Source organism: Methanococcus vannielii SB, assembly GCF_000017165.1.
In the GTDB taxonomy this organism is placed as follows: Archaea; AGJL01; Methanococci; order Methanococcales; family Methanococcaceae; genus Methanococcus; species Methanococcus vannielii.
On sequence record NC_009634.1, the window covers coordinates 68,611 to 85,922 of the forward strand.

General features: G+C 30.3%; 16 protein-coding genes. 9 read left to right on the plus strand and 7 right to left on the minus strand.

Going from position 1 to position 17,312, the window contains the following annotated elements:
- Positions 1–73: 73 nt before the first annotated feature.
- From MEVAN_RS00360 to MEVAN_RS00375, 4 genes are read right to left on the minus strand one after another with little or no spacing between them, the layout of a single operon-like run.
- The gene (locus tag MEVAN_RS00360; RefSeq protein WP_011971887.1) at positions 74–1,267 is read right to left on the minus strand and encodes a 4Fe-4S binding protein; all 1,194 of its coding nucleotides are present in this window, start codon (positions 1,265–1,267) and stop codon (positions 74–76) included.
- 8 nt (positions 1,268–1,275) lie between these two features.
- The gene (locus tag MEVAN_RS00365; RefSeq protein ID WP_011971888.1) at positions 1,276–2,691 is read right to left on the minus strand and encodes a Ni/Fe hydrogenase subunit alpha; all 1,416 of its coding nucleotides are present in this window, start codon (positions 2,689–2,691) and stop codon (positions 1,276–1,278) included.
- A gap of 21 nt (positions 2,692–2,712) precedes the next feature.
- Complete coding sequence (locus MEVAN_RS00370; RefSeq protein ID WP_011971889.1) at positions 2,713–3,615, minus strand: NADH-quinone oxidoreductase subunit B family protein; 903 nt, start codon at positions 3,613–3,615, stop codon at positions 2,713–2,715.
- Between the two features lie 17 nt (positions 3,616–3,632).
- Positions 3,633–4,055 (minus strand): hydrogenase iron-sulfur subunit, encoded by a 423-nt coding sequence (locus MEVAN_RS00375; RefSeq protein ID WP_011971890.1) that lies wholly within the window; start codon positions 4,053–4,055, stop codon positions 3,633–3,635.
- Between the two features lie 357 nt (positions 4,056–4,412).
- Here MEVAN_RS00375 and frhA point away from each other — a divergent pair, with 357 nt between their 5' ends.
- The 4 genes from frhA to frhB are packed head-to-tail and all read left to right on the plus strand — an operon-like array spanning position 4,413 to position 7,765.
- The gene (gene frhA, locus MEVAN_RS00380) at positions 4,413–5,645 is read left to right on the plus strand and encodes a coenzyme F420 hydrogenase subunit alpha (RefSeq protein WP_011971891.1); all 1,233 of its coding nucleotides are present in this window, start codon (positions 4,413–4,415) and stop codon (positions 5,643–5,645) included.
- 10 nt (positions 5,646–5,655) lie between these two features.
- Positions 5,656–6,156, plus strand: a complete 501-nt coding sequence (frhD, locus tag MEVAN_RS00385; RefSeq protein WP_011971892.1) for a coenzyme F420-reducing hydrogenase, FrhD protein — start codon at positions 5,656–5,658, stop codon at positions 6,154–6,156.
- A gap of 10 nt (positions 6,157–6,166) precedes the next feature.
- Positions 6,167–6,895, plus strand: a complete 729-nt coding sequence (gene frhG / locus MEVAN_RS00390) for a coenzyme F420 hydrogenase subunit gamma (RefSeq protein ID WP_011971893.1) — start codon at positions 6,167–6,169, stop codon at positions 6,893–6,895.
- A gap of 21 nt (positions 6,896–6,916) precedes the next feature.
- A complete protein-coding gene (gene frhB, locus MEVAN_RS00395) occupies positions 6,917–7,765 on the plus strand; it encodes a coenzyme F420 hydrogenase subunit beta (protein WP_011971894.1) in 849 nt (282 codons plus the stop codon).
- Positions 7,766–7,857: 92 nt separating this feature from the next.
- On the opposite strand, the gene MEVAN_RS00400 is transcribed toward frhB, so the two are convergent.
- Together MEVAN_RS00400 and MEVAN_RS00405 are read right to left on the minus strand one after the other, a co-directional pair.
- Positions 7,858–8,340, minus strand: a complete 483-nt coding sequence (locus MEVAN_RS00400; RefSeq protein WP_011971895.1) for a flavodoxin domain-containing protein — start codon at positions 8,338–8,340, stop codon at positions 7,858–7,860.
- A gap of 57 nt (positions 8,341–8,397) precedes the next feature.
- Complete coding sequence (locus tag MEVAN_RS00405) at positions 8,398–8,829, minus strand: EVE domain-containing protein (RefSeq protein WP_011971896.1); 432 nt, start codon at positions 8,827–8,829, stop codon at positions 8,398–8,400.
- Positions 8,830–8,993: 164 nt separating this feature from the next.
- Here MEVAN_RS00405 and MEVAN_RS00410 point away from each other — a divergent pair, with 164 nt between their 5' ends.
- The 5 genes from MEVAN_RS00410 (at position 8,994) to MEVAN_RS00430 (ending at position 16,656) form a co-directional block, all read left to right on the plus strand.
- On the plus strand, positions 8,994–10,556 hold the full coding sequence (locus MEVAN_RS00410; protein ID WP_011971897.1) for a type I restriction-modification system subunit M: 1,563 nt from the start codon (positions 8,994–8,996) through the stop codon (positions 10,554–10,556).
- A gap of 2 nt (positions 10,557–10,558) precedes the next feature.
- On the plus strand, positions 10,559–11,737 hold the full coding sequence (locus tag MEVAN_RS00415; protein ID WP_011971898.1) for a restriction endonuclease subunit S: 1,179 nt from the start codon (positions 10,559–10,561) through the stop codon (positions 11,735–11,737).
- Between the two features lie 2 nt (positions 11,738–11,739).
- The gene (locus MEVAN_RS00420) at positions 11,740–13,197 is read left to right on the plus strand and encodes an RNA-binding domain-containing protein (RefSeq protein ID WP_011971899.1); all 1,458 of its coding nucleotides are present in this window, start codon (positions 11,740–11,742) and stop codon (positions 13,195–13,197) included.
- 3 nt (positions 13,198–13,200) lie between these two features.
- Positions 13,201–16,245, plus strand: coding sequence for a type I restriction endonuclease subunit R (locus MEVAN_RS00425; protein ID WP_011971900.1), 3,045 nt, complete (start codon positions 13,201–13,203; stop codon positions 16,243–16,245).
- 183 nt (positions 16,246–16,428) lie between these two features.
- Entirely contained in the window at positions 16,429–16,656 is a 228-nt protein-coding gene (locus MEVAN_RS00430) for a YdbC family protein (RefSeq protein ID WP_011971901.1), read from the plus strand.
- Here the strand turns inward: MEVAN_RS00430 and csa3 are convergent.
- Positions 16,651–17,250: a CRISPR-associated CARF protein Csa3 gene (gene csa3, locus MEVAN_RS00435; RefSeq protein WP_198002520.1), complete on the minus strand. Its 600-nt coding sequence runs from the start codon at positions 17,248–17,250 to the stop codon at positions 16,651–16,653. The two genes, MEVAN_RS00430 and csa3, sit on opposite strands and share 6 nt — an antisense overlap.
- Positions 17,251–17,312: the final 62 nt, after the last annotated feature.

Below are 17,312 nucleotides of genomic sequence, written 5' to 3' on the forward strand. Positions count from 1 at the left end.
GGCCTGAACTGTTATTCATAATAAATATATTAATGTATATATTAATATTTCTAATAGGTGGCCCTATTAAAAATTAATTTAAAGATAGTGCATTCTTTTTAGCTTTTTCGCAAGCTTCAATACATTTTAAACACATTACGCAGAACCCTTCAAGTGGTTTTTCGCGTTTTCCAGTTAATTTGAGTATGTCATAAGGACATGTTTCGATACATTTTCCGCAATTATTACATAAACTAGGACTAAATTCGATTCTGTCGTAATCTTTCCCTTTATGATTAATTTTTCCAAGTCTTAATGCTCCCGTGGGGCAGATTTGAACGCAAGCACCGCACCTAATACACATCCTAAATTGGTTTTGTTTTTCAGTTTTCAATTTGCTTGGAATTTCGAGTCCTTTTGGATTTACTACTGCTATTGCTTTATTTGGACATTTTATGGCACAAGGCCCGCAGTATACACATTTTTCTTCATCCCATATGATTCCTTCAGAAGTTGCAGGTTTTGCTTGCCCATATTCAACTTTTAAATCGACTGCATCAACAGGACAGGTACTAACACATAATCCACATGCAGGACATCCTTTTGGAGGTATTGCAACCATATCTTTAACTACAATTAAATTTCTTGGACATTTATCAGTACAGTCACCACAACCAATACATAATTCATCATCAACATCAAATTTGATGATTTTTTTATCTCTTTTTGGTGATTTTTTGCCTGCAACAAAAATTGCGTTCCAAGGACACGTTTGTGCACAAATACTACAATATATGCAAGATTTTTTGTCAACAACTGCTTTTTCATTTTCTAGTGAGATTGAAGCAACAGGACATTCTGGAACACAAATTCCGCAACCAACACAAGTATCGGTTACTACAATTGGTTCCTTTGGAATTACGAAATTTCGTTTAGCAGGTTCAATAATTCCTTCCATTCCAACGTAGTCGTCAGGACATATATCAACACACTTTGTGCATCCAACACAAAATCCTTTAAGCTTACTATTTTCTATTTTTAGGTTATTTGGACAAACCTTAACACATTCACCACATAAATTACATTTTGTTGGTTTGTATTCGATTTGCTTAATTTTTTTGCCACTTAATTCAATTTCCCTTAAGTGGAGTGCATCGTTTGGACATACACTTGTACATTTTCCACAAAGCTGGCATACTTTAAGAGGATTTAATTTTAAAGCTTCCGTAGGGCAGTTATTTTCACAAGCTTTACACAAATAACAATCTTCAGTGTTTATCTTGATCATAATATCCCCTATAATGTTTTAATTAATTTTCCGCCTTTTAATACATCAATTGAAAGCATTCTTTCTTTTCCGTCAATTGTATGGGTTGCACATGAAAGACATGGGTCGTATGCCCTAATTACCATTTCCATGTAGTTTAAAACGTGTGGTTTTGCATCTTCTGGGGATTTTATGAATTTTTGAGCAACTTTTTGAACTCCGATGTCCATTGCAGGGTTATTTTGAACGGTTGCCACAACTAAATTTGCATCCGTAATTATACCTCTATTATCGGTTTTGAAGTGGTGTACCAATGTTCCTCTTGGAGCTTCTACGCATCCAACACCTTCTCCAACGATATCGGTCGGTTCAACCCTTATGTCGGTTCCAACAATTGTATCATCTTCTAAGAATTTTCTAACAAGTTCGGCACTTGAAACCAATTCTATTAATCTTGCGTAGTGGAAAAGCATTGGATGATGTGCAGGTTTTCCATATGTTTTTACAAATTCTTCGTAGTATTTTTGAGCAATAGGTGTTGGCATTTTGTCGCAAACATTTAATCTTGAAAGGGTATTTACCCTATAAACTCCATCAACAGGCCCTTTTTCAGTGAGGTACGGGAATTTGAGGTATGAATAAGGCCTTACACCTTCTGACATGTATTTTGCATATTCTGAAGGGTCGTATTCGTATTCAATTTTTCCTTCAGGGTTTACAACACGGATATTTCCTTCGTAAATGTCTTGTGCACCATTATTTACTAAACCCATGTGGTATGACTCAAAGTATCCGATGTCAAATAAGTCTTTTTCTTTTAATCCTTCAACTAACTGTTTTCCGAGAGTTAATGTCTTTTCAGCAGTTTCTACTAAATTTTCAGACATTTTTAAAAGTTCTTCTCTTTCTTTTTCAGTTAATGGTTTTGATTGTCCACCTGGGATTGCAGTTACTGGGTGAATTGCTCTTCCACCAACTTTTTGTATAATAGTTTGCCCGATTTTTCTCATTGCAATTGCATCTTTTACAACCTCAATGTTTTCTGAAGCGACACCTAAAACGTTTCTTTTTAATGCGTCATCAGTCATTGGAAACATTAAATCTGGAGATGCAAGCATTCCAAAGTGTAGCGCATGGCTGTGTACATTTGAAGCTTGTTGCATTAAATTTCTGAGCATATTTGCAGTTTTTGGAATTTTTACCCCAAATACATTATCTACTGCTTTTGCACTTGCTAAATTGTGTGAAACCTGGCAAATTCCACAAATTCTTGGCGTAAATACTGGGGCATCTTCAATGTATCTTCCTTCTAAAAATTTTTCAAATCCTCGTACTTCCACAACGTGAAAATTAACTTTTTCAAGCTTCCCACTGTCATCAAATGAAAGTGTAACCTTACCGTGTCCTTCAACCCGTGATACAGGTTCTACTGACAGTTTTGTCATCATATCACCGTATTTATGATATTATCTTTTGTTATTTATTGGAATTAAAGCACTTGGGAGTGTAAATTTATAAAAACTACCTATTTTATCTATTATTTGTTTTGGAAGATCTTTTGCATCCATTGTCCTATCTTCACTGACTTTATAGTCGGATGAAAGTGCAGAAACCATTTTTGCACCTTGATCTACTACTTTATCGGTAGGGCCATAGCATCCAGTACATGGCACTCCTGCTGTAGGGCATAAAGCACCGCATGCGGCTCTTGTAGCAATTCCCATGCATACATACCCCTGTTCAAGTAAACACTTTTTAGAATCGGCCGTCCCTTCGTAGCTTCGTTTAATCGACTCAATAGATACTCCTTCTTTACTTTTTTCTCTTTCACATACTTCACACATGTTTTTAGTCGATAATTCTGGAGTTTTACCCTCTAAAAGCGAAGTAAGAACGTTTGCAATTAATTCCGGTTTCGGAGGGCATCCTGGAAGTATGTAATCAACATCTATAACTTCTGAAAGTGGCATCACTCTTGAAGTTAATTTTGGAACTTCTTCGCTTGGAATTATTCCTTCTTCGTTTTTAGTCGTCACGGTAGTTTTATAAGCTTTTTCTAAAAGGGCATCATTTGAGTGTAAGTTACCCATTCCTGGAACTCCGCCGTAAACTGCGCATGTTCCAAATGCAATTACAATTTTTGCCTTTTTTCTCATTTCTTTTGCAGTATGAAGGTTTTCTTCGTTTCGTATCCCCCCTTCAATTAATGCAACGTCAATATTTTCTGGAATTTCTTTAACGTCCATTAAAACAGGGCTGTGAACTAATTCAACTTGTTCAAGGATTGACAGTAAATCTTCGTGTAAATCCAAAAGACTTATGTGGCATCCAGAACAGCATCCAAGCCAAGTTGTAGCTATTTTTACCATTATACCACCTTTAACGATTATTTAATATTTTCTTTCAAGGTGCACGGACCCATAGTTTTTATTCTACTATAAATTTCATTCATTTTTATCTGGAACTTTTCCCCTTCTGAAGCAGAAATCCATTCGTGCATTAATCTTTCTTTTCCGATTCCAAGCTCATCAAGCATGTCATAAAGCATCAAAACTCTTCTTTGCCATTTGTAGTTTCCGGCATCATAGTGGCAGTCGCCAAGGTGGCATCCACCTATAAATACACCATCAGCCCCTTCTTTGAATGCTTTTAGAATAAATGACGGTTCAATTCTTCCAGAACACATAACTCTTATAATTCTAATGCTTGGGGGGTACTGCATCCTACCAACTCCCGCTGTATCTGCACCACCGTATGTACACCAGTTGCAACAAAAGCCGACTATTTTTGGCTCCCATTCTTCAGACAATATTTCACCTCAGATGTTATTAGATATTTGGTAAATTAATACCTACAATAGTTAATCTAATTGATGTGAGTATAACGATTAGTTATATATAAATTAAACAATTTGATATCAAATAGAAAAATATATATGTTAATAAAAATTTTTAATAGGTACATCTGTAATAATATTTAATAATATTTAATATTATTTTATAATATATTTTATAAAAAAGTAGTAATAAATATTTAAAAAACCGATATTTGTTTTAACATATAACTCTTTTTATTTAATGTAATTAACAATTTTTTTAATATATATCATATAATATAATGTAGGTAATATATTTTTAAATATCTAATTGGTTGTTTAGGTGATTCTATGGGAAAGACGGTAGAAATTAATCCTACAACAAGACATGAAGGGCATACAAAGCTTGTCTTGAAAGTGGATGATGAAGGGATTGTTGAAAAAGGAAACTACTTAAGTGTAACTCCCGTTAGGGGTTTTGAAAAATTCTTAGTTGGAAAATTGGCAGAATTTGCACCGATTGCAGTTTCAAGATTCTGTGGAATTTGTCCAATAGCACACGCTACATCAGCAGTAGAAGCTATTGAAGATGCATGTAATATTACTCCTCCAAAAGATGGGTTATTATTAAGAGAATTAACTGGACTTGGAAATAAATTACATTCACACCCATTACACCAGTTTTTAATCGCTCCTGACTTTATACCTGAAGCAGATCGAGTAGAATACATAAAAAGAATCCAAGAGATGAGAAAGACGGGGCAATACATTGTTGACGTTGTTGGTGGAGAAGCAATTCACGCACCAAATATCAAGGTAGGGGGTATGTTAAAAAATATTACCGAAAATGCAGCCTCAAAAATGTATTATAAATGTAAAGAATACGAAAAATTAGCAAAAGAACAGATTGAATACCTAATTCCTATCTTTGAAAGTAGAATGCTTGTAAATGGAACAGAAATTCCAGAAAAATTAGGTTACCACGAATTTGGATATCTTGCAACTGATCCGACATACGGAAACAGAGAAAAAATTGAGCAAAATAAAGTTGTAGAATACACACCCTACGACGTTTACGAAAAAGACGTTGCAATGCAAGCTTGTACAACTATTCCAACATATAATGGAAGACTTATGGAAGTAGGCCCAAGAGCAAGATTTGCAAAATTTTTTGACTTTAAAGATAAGGGTGCTATGGCAATACACATTGCGAGAGCTTACGAAATGATTGTAAATGTAAAAAGGGCACTTGAAGTTCTTGACAAATTAGATGTTAACGGAAAAACAAGATCCTCTGAACCAATACTTGGTGATGGTGAAAAAGTAGGTCTCGGCGTTCACGAAGCTGCAAGAGGTCACAACACCCACCAGGCTGCAATTGATGGAAAAGGAAGAATTACATACTATAACGCAATCGTTGCAACAACTTGGAATATTCCATTAATTGGTAAAGCTACAGAAGGAACGCACTACAAATTTGCAGAACACGTTGTAAGAGCATATGACCCTTGTGTTTCATGTGCAACTCACGTAATTACAATGAATCATGAAAATAAAGTTATTGATAAAAAAATAATATTATAAGTGGTGAATCATGCCTGGATACCTTAATAAAGAAGTATTGGTTTTAGGATGTGGAAATGTCCTTTTTGGTGACGATGGATTTGGATATGCTATCGTAAATAAGCTAAATGAGTTAAAAGAAGAATATCCAATTCTAAAATCCGATAAAATACAGATAATTGATGCGGGAACTGGAGCTTCGCACTTCATATTGTCATTAATTGACGACCAAACTCCATTAAAAAAAATCATAATTGCTGACATTATTGATTATGGGTTAATTCCAGGCGAATTAAAGAAATTGTATGCTTTTGATCTTCCAAATATTGCAAAATACCATATAGATGCTCACGACATGCCCCTTGCAGGAATGTTAAAAGATATTCATGAAAATTACGGTGTAAAAATTGTTGTTGTTGGATGCCAGCAGAAAAACGTGCCTGCACCGGATATTCTTCTTGAACTATCCCCTGAAGTGAATTCTGCAATAGATGATGCTGTTAAAATGATAATAGATGAATTAAACGAATAATGGTGATATAGTGGTAAGAGTTGCCCATATACACATGAGTGGTTGTACAGGATGCTTAATTTCCCTTGCTGACACTTATGAAAAGCTTTTGGATATATTAGGTGCTGTTGAACTTGTTTATGCACTTACTCTTTCAGACGAAAAAACAGAAATTACGGAAACTAACGATAAAATTTTAATTGAAAGAAAAATTCCTGAAAATATAGATATTGCACTTGTTGAAGGTAGCGTCTGTTTAGATGATCACCATTCATTGGATGACATTTTAACAACGAGGAAAAACTCAAAAATTGTTGTTGCACTTGGTGCTTGTGCCGCATCAGGGGGCGTTACAAGATTTGCAAGAGGGGGACAAATGTCTCAACCTTCACATTCTGCATTCGTTCCAATCGGAGATGTAATAAAAGTAGATTTAGCACTTCCAGGATGCCCCCCATCAACTGAATCAATTGTAAACTTAATCATGGCTGCGTTAAATGGCGATATGGAATACCTTGAACCATTTGCAGAAATTGCAAAATATGGAAAAGATGCTTGTGGTTGCGATGTAATTAAGGGAGTTATTGACATGTCACTTTGTATGGGGTGTGGAACTTGTGCTTCCGCATGCCAAGTAAAAGCAATAGACATGATTGATGGAAAACCAAATATTATGACTGAATTTTGTATAAAATGCGGTGTTTGTGGGGCCCAATGCCCAAGAATTAGATTCCCAAAAGTAGTTCAAAAAATCGAGTAATTAGGTTTAAAGGTGGTAATTATGGATCCATTTGGAACATACAATAAAGCGATATCTGCAAGAGCCACAGATAAGGCAATACTTAAAAAATCACAGGATGGAGGAATAATTTCTGCTTCATACATTTATGGCTTAGAAAGTGGCCTATTGGACGGTGTAATCGTTGCAAATACTGAAAAAGGATTTAAAGCGGTTCCAAAAATTGTAACGACCCCTGAAGAAGTACTTAACGCTGCTGGAACAAAATATACAATATCTCCAAATGTTTCAGTTTTAAAAGACGCAGTAAGGGAATATGCACTTGAAAAAGTTGGAATTGTTGGCACACCTTGCCAAGTTCAGGCGATTAGAAAATTAATAAAATACCCAATGGGATTTAGACATACTGATTCAAAAATTGCACTTATATTGGGAATATTCTGTATGGAAAACTTCCCCTACGAAGGTATGAAAGCAATTGTAGAGCAATATGCAGGAATTAGGATGAATGACGTTTTAAAAACAGATATTGGAAAGGGTAAATTTTGGGTATATTCAAAGTCTGGTGAAGTAAAAACCGTAGCTTTAAAAGATACTCACATGTATGAACAAAAATCATGCCACGTTTGTATGGATTACACCGCAGAACTTGCAGACATCTCAACTGGTTCTGTCGGTAGCCCTGATGGTTGGAGCACAGTATTTATTAGGACGAAAAACGGAGAAGAATACATAAATAAGATGGTTGAAGCGGGAGTACTTGAGACAAAACAAATTGAAGAAGTAAAACCCGGACTTGAATTAGTTCAAAAACTTTCCCTTCAGAAAAAAGAGAAAAATGAAAAAGAACTTGGGCATAGAAAAGAACTTGGGCTTCCAATTCCCTATTAATCTTTTTTATTTATTTATTTATTTATTTATTTATTTATTTATTTATTTATTATTTTAAAATTTAAAAATTTTAGAAAAAATAATTATTGAATTTACTTTAAAATATCCATTACAAACTCTTCAATCGACTCATTTTTAATGTTTGTTTGATTTTTATTACTTTTTGTAATTATTCTAACAATGGATTTATCAAAAAAACCCATTTTATCAAATAAAAATTCTCCGCCTAAAAAACCTTTTGTCTTACAATTTACAGCTAATTCATTAGGAAATGCATTATTGAACTGCTCAATTTGTTTTTCTTCATTCATAAAGCAAATAAAAAGAGATATTTCTTTTTCTTTTAAAATTGATAGGTTTTTTTCTAAGAATTTTTTCATGTTTTTTTGAAAGTTACCAGCATATATTGGCCCACCAATAATTATTCTATCATACTTATCTAATTCTAAATTTTGATTTTCATTAATATTTGCTACTTTACAATTACAACCATATGTCGTTAATTTTTCAGCAATGATATTACTTACTTTATTAGTTGTTCCATATCTTGTATCAAATAAAATTATGGTTTCCATATTTTAACTCCTTTAAATTTAACTCCTTTAAATAAAGATTAGAAAAGAAAAACTAAATTATTCTTTAAAATTTACAATTTTTTCATAATCTTTTTCACTAATCTGTGCCATTGCCCGTCTTAATGAACCTGACCAGAATTTTTTATTTGTAATAAAATCCATTTCTGGAACTAATTCTTTAAACAAAATCGGTTTTTCAAATATTTTAACTTCTTTTAACTTAATCCTTAATGGATATGTTTCATTTGGACTGTATGATTCAAACAATTTTTTATTATCTTCTTTAATCTCTGAAACTACTTCATAAATTGCCCTAATATATTGAGGTTTTGGCTCTTTTCCTTGTTTTCCCATTTCGTAAATTATTAAATAATCTCCTAAATTTACCTTTGAAATTGTATTTTGATATTTTTTAGAAACCCCCCATATTTTTTTTTCTTTTATTATATTCCAATTTTCTTCTGTTGTAATACATAAAAAATAATTCACGTTATCCCCTTAAAATTTGTTAATTAGATTATGTTTAAAAAAGAATTTAAAATGATTGGTTTTGATATGGTTTAAAATAAGAAGATTATAACTATATATGTTATATCTATATTAAATATATGATTTTTAAAACGACAGTTTAAAATTTTTATAAGGGAAAAAGTATGATTTCAAAAGAACAAGAACGAGCAGAATTACATCGAACTATTTGGCAAATTGCAAATAATTTAAGAGGTAGTGTTGATGGTTGGGACTTTAAACAATATGTATTAGGAATGCTTTTTTATCGGTTTATAAGTGAAAATCTAACTAATTATATTAATGAGGAAGAAAGAAAAGCAGGAAATAAAGATTTTGACTATTCTAAACTAAGTGACAAAGAAGCAGAATTTGGGCGAAAAGATACGGTTATAGAAAAAGGATTTTACATTTTACCAAGTGAATTATTTTATAATGTTACAAAAAATGCGAGAAATGACCCAAATTTAAATGAAACTTTATCTAAAGTTTTTAAAAATATTGAAAGTTCTGCTAAAGGATTTGAAAGCGAAGACGACTTAAAAGGATTATTTGATGATTTAGATGTTAATTCAAATAAATTAGGGAGTACTGTTGAACAAAGAAATAAACAGCTTGTTAATCTTTTAGAAGCAATTAACGAACTTAAATTAGGAAATTATTCCGAAAATACTATTGATGCATTTGGTGACGCATATGAATATTTAATGACCATGTATGCTGCAAATGCTGGAAAATCTGGAGGAGAATTTTATACACCACAAGAAGTAAGCGAACTTTTAGCAAAAATTACTATTGTTGGAAAAAAAGATGTAAATAAAGTTTATGACCCAACATGTGGCTCAGGCTCACTACTTTTAAAATTTGCAAAAGTTTTAGGAAAAGAAAATGTTAGACAAGGATTTTACGGACAAGAAATTAATTTAACAACTTACAATTTATGCCGTATTAATATGTTCTTACATGACATTAATTATAATCATTTTGATATTGCTCATGGAAATACTTTAACAGATCCAAAACACTTTGATGATGAACCTTTTGATGCAATTGTTTCAAATCCTCCTTATTCAATTAAATGGGAGGGTGATTCAAATCCAATTTTAATAAATGACCCTCGTTTTTCTCCTGCTGGAGTATTAGCTCCAAAAAGTAAGGCTGACTTAGCATTTACTATGCATATGTTAGCATGGCTTTCAACAAGTGGGACTGCCGCAATAGTTGAATTTCCTGGAGTTTTATATCGAGGAGGAGCTGAACAAAAAATTAGAAAATATTTAATTGACAATAATTATGTTGATTGTGTTATTCAGTTACCTTCAGATTTATTTTTTGGAACTACAATTGCAACATGTATAATAGTTTTAAAGAAAAGTAAAATTGATAATAAAACTTTGTTTATTGACGCATCAAAAGAATTTGTTCGGGCCGGAAATAAAAATAAATTAAGTGACGAAAATATTAATAAAATTTTAGATGCATTTCTTAACAGAAACGATATAGAATATTTTTCAAAATTAGTTGATAACACAGATATTTCTAAAAATGATTATAACATTGCAGTTTCAAGCTATGTTACTGTAGAGGACACAAGAGAAATTATTGATATTAAAGAATTAAACAAAAAGATTTCTGAAATTGTTAAAAGACAAAATGAATTAAGAATTGAAATTGATAGTATTGTTGAAGAGATTGAAGGAGATAAGTAACAATGGCTGAAACAATTACTAAAATTGATAAGCTAATCAATGAACTTTGTCCTGAAGGCGTTGAGTTTAAAGAATTAGGAGAAATTTGGAAAAGAGCACCTAAATCAAAAATAGGTGTTGGAAAAATACCTTTATTAGGCGTTGGAAAAATAATTTGTTTTACTTCTGGTTCAAAAGATTATTTAGTCAATGATTTTTTAGTTGATGGTGAATATATTTTTGTTAATGACGGAGGAGTAGCTGATTTCAAATATTATAGTGGAAAAGCATATTATACTGACCATGTTTTTACATTTGGTATTGAATCAGAGCTAGTTAATGTAAAGTTTGTTTATTATTTTCTAAAAGATAATCAATTTATGATTAATGAAAAAATGTTTCAAGGCTCTGGTTTAAAAAATTTGCAAAAAAAATTATTTGAAACATTAAAAATTCCTCTTCCACCTCTCCCTATTCAAGAAGAAATAGTTAAAATTCTTGATAATTTTACGGAGCTGGAAGCGGAGCTGGAAGCGGAGCTGGAAGCAAGAAAGAAGCAATATGAATATTATAGAGATGAATTATTAACATTTGGAGATGATGTTGAATTTAAGGAGTTAGGAGAAATTTGTCTTAATACTAATAATATAAAATGGAAAGAAAATCAAAATACAAATTATGAATATATTGACCTTTCTTCCGTAAGTAGGGATAATAATCAAATTTCTGAAACAAAAACAATCAATTCCGATAATGCTCCAAGTAGGGCACAACAAATAGTAAATGAAGGAGATGTAATTTTTGGAACAACAAGACCCACATTAAAAAGGTACTCTTTAATTAATTCTGAACATCACAATCAAATCTGCAGTACTGGTTTTTGTGTTCTTAGAGCAAATCCTAAGAAATTATTGCCAAAATTTTTATTTTTTATATTAAAAACTACTAAGTTTTATGATTATGTTGAAAATAATCAGGAAGGAGCAGGATACCCTTCAATATCTAATGGCAAAGTAAAAAAATTCAAAATCCCATTCCCTTCCCTCCAAGAACAAAACCGAATAGTCGCAATCCTTGATAAATTTGATGCTTTAGTTAATGATATTTCAATTGGACTTCCTGCAGAATTAGAATTAAGAAAAAAACAATATGAATATTATAGAAATAAACTTTTAACATTTAAAGAAAAGTTAACGGTATAAAAATGAAAAACCAAAGAATTAAAGAAATACTTAAAAAAGGAGAAGGAATTTCAGTTGAATTTAAAGAATGTAAAGATGAAATTCCTCAAAGTGCTTATGAAACGGTTTGTGCATTTCTTAACAGAAACGGCGGAGATATTCTTTTAGGTGTAAAAGATAATAAAGAAATTCAAGGAATAAATAAAGATAAAATAGAACAAATAAAAAAAAATTTTGTAACTGCAATAAACAATCCTCAAAAAATGTCACCTCCTGTTTATCTTTCAATTCAAGAAGTAACTATAAATAATAAACAAATTCTGCACATTTACGTCCCTGTTGGTTCTCAAGTTCAAAAATGCAAAAATAGAATATTTGACCGAAACGAAGATGGGGATTTAGATATAACAAATAATCAAACACTCATAACTCAATTATACTTAAAAAAGCAAACAACTTACTCTGAAAATACAGTTTATCCGTATTGTGAACTAAAAGATTTAGATGAAAATTTAATAAATAAAGCAAGAAAATTAGCTGTAAATCAAAACAATACTCATCCTTGGAAGGAAATGACTAATTTAGAATTATTAAAAAGTGCTAAATTATATTCAAAAGATTATCAAATCAATAAAGAAGGAATAACTTTAGCAGGAATTTTATTATTTGGAAAAGAACAAACAATTTTATCAGTTTTGCCACACCATAAAACAGATTTAATCTTAAGAAAAGTGAATTTAGATAGATACGATGATAGGGATGATGTTCGAATAAACTTAATTGATAGTTATGAAAGAATAATTGCTTTTGGAGAAAAACATTTACTAGACCCCTTTTATCTTGAAGGTACTCAAAGAATAAGCGTTAGAAATAAAATTTTAAGAGAAATTGCATCAAATATTTTAATGCACAGGGAATTTACAAATCCTTTTCCTGCAAAATTCATAATTGAAAAAAACCAAATAAAAACCGAAAATGCAAATAAGCCTCACGGACATGGAAAAATAAATCCAAATAATTTTTCTCCGTATCCTAAAAATCCTGTAATCGCAAGAGTCTTTAAAGAAATTGGTTTTGCTGATGAATTAGGCTCAGGAATAAGAAATCTTACTAAATATGTTAAAATCTATTCAAATAAAGAACCTGAACTAATTGAAAATGATATTTTTACAATTATAATACCATTAAACGAGCAAGATACCCAGCAAGATACCCAGCAAGATACCCAGCAAGATACCCAGCAAGATACCCAGCAAGATACCCAGCAAGATGAAATCTTAAAATTCTGTCAAACTCCAAAAACAAGGGGGGAAATACAAAAACATATCTCTATAAAAGATAGAGAACATTTTAGAAAATCAATACTAATTCCATTATTAGAAAAAGAACTAATTGGATTAACAATTCCAGATAAACCAACAAGTAAAAATCAAAAATACGTAACAACTAAAAAAGGTTTAGAACATTTAAAAAAAAGGTAAAAAATGTCAAATAATAATTATAATCTTGTGGTGCAAAATACTGAAAGCACAGTTGTAGCAGAATATTCCCCCCATAATGGGAAAAGACCTGAAACTTACCAAAGCGAAGCAGATTTAGAAAATGCATTTATTAAACAATTAAAATCACAAGCTTATGAATATGTAAATATTAATTGTGAAGACGATTTAATAAAAAACTTAAGAAAACAATTAGAAAAATTAAATGATTTTAAATTTTCAGATAATGAATGGGACCAATTTTTTAAAACAGAATTAGCAAATAAAAATCAAAGTATTGCAGAAAAAACAAAGACAATACAAGAAGATTATATTAAAATCTTAAACTTAGATAGTGGAAACACTAAAAACATTTACTTACTAAAAAAAGATAATATTCACAGTAATTTTTTACAAGTTATTAATCAATATGCTACTGATGAAGGAAAATATAAAAATCGTTATGATGTAACTGTTTTAGTAAACGGCCTTCCATTAGTACACATTGAACTTAAAAAAAGAGGAGTTGCAATAAAAGAAGCATTTAACCAAATTAATCGTTATCAAAGAGATAGTTTTTGGGCAGGAAATGGTTTATACGAATATATCCAAATTTTTGTAATTTCTAACGGAACTCATACAAAATATTACAGCAATACAACAAGGTCAGAACACCTTAAAGAAGCAAAAAACGAAACAAAGAAAAACGGAAAAAGAACAAGCAATAGTTTTGAATTTACTAGTTGGTGGGCTGACTCTAAAAATAAACCAATTACTGATTTAGTTGATTTTACAAAGACTTTTTTTGCAAAACACACAATTTTAAACATTTTAACTAAATACTGCGTATTTACAACAGATAAACAGCTTTTAGTTATGAGGCCATATCAAATTGTTGCAACCGAAAAAATATTAAATAAAATTGAAGTAAGCACAAATTATAAACAACTAGGAACGGTAAAAGCAGGAGGGTATATTTGGCATACAACTGGTTCAGGAAAAACTTTAACCAGTTTTAAAACTGCACAATTAGTAAGTAAGCTTCCTTTTATTGATAAAGTCTTATTCGTTGTTGATAGAAAAGATTTAGACTACCAAACAATGAAAGAATACGATAAATTTGAAAAAGGTGCAGCTAATAGTAATACAAGCACAGCAATTTTAAAAAAGCAACTTGAAGACAAAAACTCAAAAATAATTATAACAACAATTCAAAAATTAGACCGATTTATTAAACGGAACAAAGGGCATACTATTTTTGATGGTCACGTTGTGTTAATTTTTGATGAATGTCACCGTTCCCAATTTGGAGATATGCATTTAGGAATTACAAAAGCATTTAATAAATATCATCTTTTCGGGTTTACTGGAACTCCTATTTTTGCAGTAAATTCATCTTCTGGCGGTAGAGTTGATTTAAAAACAACAGAACAAGCTTTTGGCGATAAATTACATACTTATACTATTGTTGATGCAATTGCTGATAAAAATGTTCTACCTTTCAAAGTAGATTATATTTCTACACTTAAAGAAGCAGAAAATATTGAAGATAAAAAAGTTAGTACTATTGATAGGGAAGCTGCACTTTCAGCTCCTGTTAGACTAAATAATATTGTTAAATATATTTTAGAACATTTTGACCAGAAAACAAAACGAAATGTTTCGTATAAATTAAAAGAAAGAAGATTAAGGGGCTTTAATTCTATTTTTGCAGTTTCTTCTATTGATATGGCAAAAAAATATTATACTGAATTTAAAGAACAACTAAATGATTTACCAAGCGATAAAAAGCTTAAAGTTGCAACAATTTATAGTTTTGGTGCAAATGAAGAAGAAATTGACGGAATTATTGATGAAAATTCGGAAGAAACAAGCGGACTTGATGCAAGTTCAAGAGATTTTTTAGAAAATGCAATTAAAGATTATAATAAAATGTTTGGAACATCTTATGATACAAGTTCAGATAAATTTCAAAATTACTATAAAGATGTAAGTGAAAGAGTAAAAAATAGGGAAATAGATATTTTAATAGTAGTAAATATGTTTTTAACTGGATTTGACGCAACTACCTTAAACACTCTTTTTGTTGATAAAAATTTAAGATTACATGGATTACTTCAAGCATATTCTCGAACTAACCGTATTTTAAACAGTATAAAAACTTTTGGAAATATTGTATGTTTTAGAAATTTAGAAAAAGCAACTAATGAATCAATTTCACTTTTTGGAGATAAAGAAGCTTGTGGAATCGTTTTGTTAAAAACATATCAAGAATATTATAATGGATATGAAAAAGACGGAAAAGAAATAAAAGGATATAAAAGTTTAGTTGAAGAATTACAAGATAAATTTTCTATTGGGGAAAGAATACTCGGAGAACAAAACCAGAAGGATTTTATCAAACTTTATGGCAGTATTTTAAGAGTTAAAAATATTCTTAATACTTTTGATGAATTTATTGGAAATGAAATTTTATCAGAAAGAGATGTTCAGGACTATCATAGTTTATATATTGATTTATATAACGAATTTAGAAAAAACGATACAGAAAAAGAAAATATTAATGACGATATTGTTTTTGAAATGGAACTCATTAAACAAATTGAAATTAATATTGATTATATTTTAAAGTTAATAAAAAAATATCATGAAAAAAATACTAAAGATAAAGAAATTTTATTGGATATAAATAAAGCAATAGATTCAAGCGTAGAATTAAGAAATAAAAAAGACCTTATTCATCAATTTATTGAATCCATCAATAAAAACTCTAATTTAGATGAAGATTGGCAGAAATTTGTAGAAAAAAAGAAAATTGAAGAATTAGAAAAAATAATTAATGAAGAAAATCTTAATCATGACGAAACATGCAAATTTATAAAGAACTCGTTTAGGGACGGAAATATTCAAACAACAGGAACTGCAATCACTAAGATTTTCCCGCCAGTTTCAAGATTTTCTAAAACTGGAGAAAGAACTAAAAAAAGAGAAATAATTATTGAAAAATTAACTAGATTCTTTGAAAGATTTTTTGATATATCGAAATTTTGATATATCGAAATAAGATTTTAAATACTTTTTATTATATAAGATGTTTATTTTAAATTAAAAGAAAATAACATAATTTTAAAATGCTTTAAATTCTTATAATGTAAAAGAAATAAAAAAATTATTGAAGAAAGTTTTAAAAATTAAACATTCAATATAAATTTTTAAATTTTAGAGGGTATAACAATGGCAGAAGTAACTTTTGAAATTGTAAAACATATTAAAATTCTTTCAGAATCCAAAAAAGGATGGAAAAAAGAATTAAATCTTGTTAGCTGGAACAATAATGAACCAAAATATGATATAAGAGAATGGAGTCAAGACCATACTAAAATGAGTAAAGGAATTACAATTACCCCTGAAGAATTGAAAATATTAAAAGACATTTTAAATGAAATTGAAATTAAACTATAATATAACAATCCTCCCGTAATCAGTCAATTTTAACCCATCAGGAGTTTCTTCTAAGATATCCATATCTTTTAACTCTTTTACGTGTTTGTAAAGCATTGCTTTACTTACACCTACGTTTTCAGAAAATTCTGCCATTGATGAAATTTTATTTTTATTAATATATTCGATAATTTTGTACTGGGCAGGAGTAATCTGATAAGATAATTTTGGAAGATAAACAAGCTGCTTATTTTCTTCTTTCACATACATTATTCGTTTAATTCTTGAAATTCTAGCGTATGCACCAAACAAAAGACCTAATGCTTTTGTTTTTCTCCCGGCCGTAATATCAACATATATTTCATCAGTGTCAGATAGTGAATCGATTATTTCCACAGTTTCTTTCGAAACTTCTACAATATCATATACATCAGTGTTAACTGTATCTATTTTTAAAACCGAACCTAATGAATCATTTATTAAATCAATGGACTTTTGCTGCGTTTTGTCAGGTTTATAATCGACTAAAAGAATTAATCGATCTGCACCTATTTTGGTTGATGCAGCAATAATTGGTTCAAATGAGTACAGGGTTGCGAGTAGTATTTTTGCCATAGTCAAAATAGTGTGCATAATTATTTATAAATTTTTCTAATTAAATAAAATTCTCATAATTA

What these genes read in the sequence shown, in the direction of transcription:
- MEVAN_RS00360 (WP_011971887.1), bottom strand. Translation starts at nt 1,267, where the DNA reads ATGATCAAGATAAACACTGAAGATTGTTATTTGTGTAAAGCTTGTGAA.
- MEVAN_RS00365 (WP_011971888.1), bottom strand. Translation starts at nt 2,691, where the DNA reads ATGACAAAACTGTCAGTAGAACCTGTATCACGGGTTGAAGGACACGGT.
- MEVAN_RS00370 (WP_011971889.1), bottom strand. Translation starts at nt 3,615, where the DNA reads ATGGTAAAAATAGCTACAACTTGGCTTGGATGCTGTTCTGGATGCCAC.
- frhA (WP_011971891.1), top strand. Translation starts at nt 4,413, where the DNA reads ATGGGAAAGACGGTAGAAATTAATCCTACAACAAGACATGAAGGGCAT.
- frhD (WP_011971892.1), top strand. Translation starts at nt 5,656, where the DNA reads ATGCCTGGATACCTTAATAAAGAAGTATTGGTTTTAGGATGTGGAAAT.
- frhB (WP_011971894.1), top strand. Translation starts at nt 6,917, where the DNA reads ATGGATCCATTTGGAACATACAATAAAGCGATATCTGCAAGAGCCACA.
- MEVAN_RS00400 (WP_011971895.1), bottom strand. Translation starts at nt 8,340, where the DNA reads ATGGAAACCATAATTTTATTTGATACAAGATATGGAACAACTAATAAA.
- MEVAN_RS00410 (WP_011971897.1), top strand. Translation starts at nt 8,994, where the DNA reads ATGATTTCAAAAGAACAAGAACGAGCAGAATTACATCGAACTATTTGG.
- MEVAN_RS00415 (WP_011971898.1), top strand. Translation starts at nt 10,559, where the DNA reads ATGGCTGAAACAATTACTAAAATTGATAAGCTAATCAATGAACTTTGT.
- MEVAN_RS00420 (WP_011971899.1), top strand. Translation starts at nt 11,740, where the DNA reads ATGAAAAACCAAAGAATTAAAGAAATACTTAAAAAAGGAGAAGGAATT.
- MEVAN_RS00425 (WP_011971900.1), top strand. Translation starts at nt 13,201, where the DNA reads ATGTCAAATAATAATTATAATCTTGTGGTGCAAAATACTGAAAGCACA.
- MEVAN_RS00430 (WP_011971901.1), top strand. Translation starts at nt 16,429, where the DNA reads ATGGCAGAAGTAACTTTTGAAATTGTAAAACATATTAAAATTCTTTCA.
- csa3 (WP_198002520.1), bottom strand. Translation starts at nt 17,250, where the DNA reads ATGGCAAAAATACTACTCGCAACCCTGTACTCATTTGAACCAATTATT.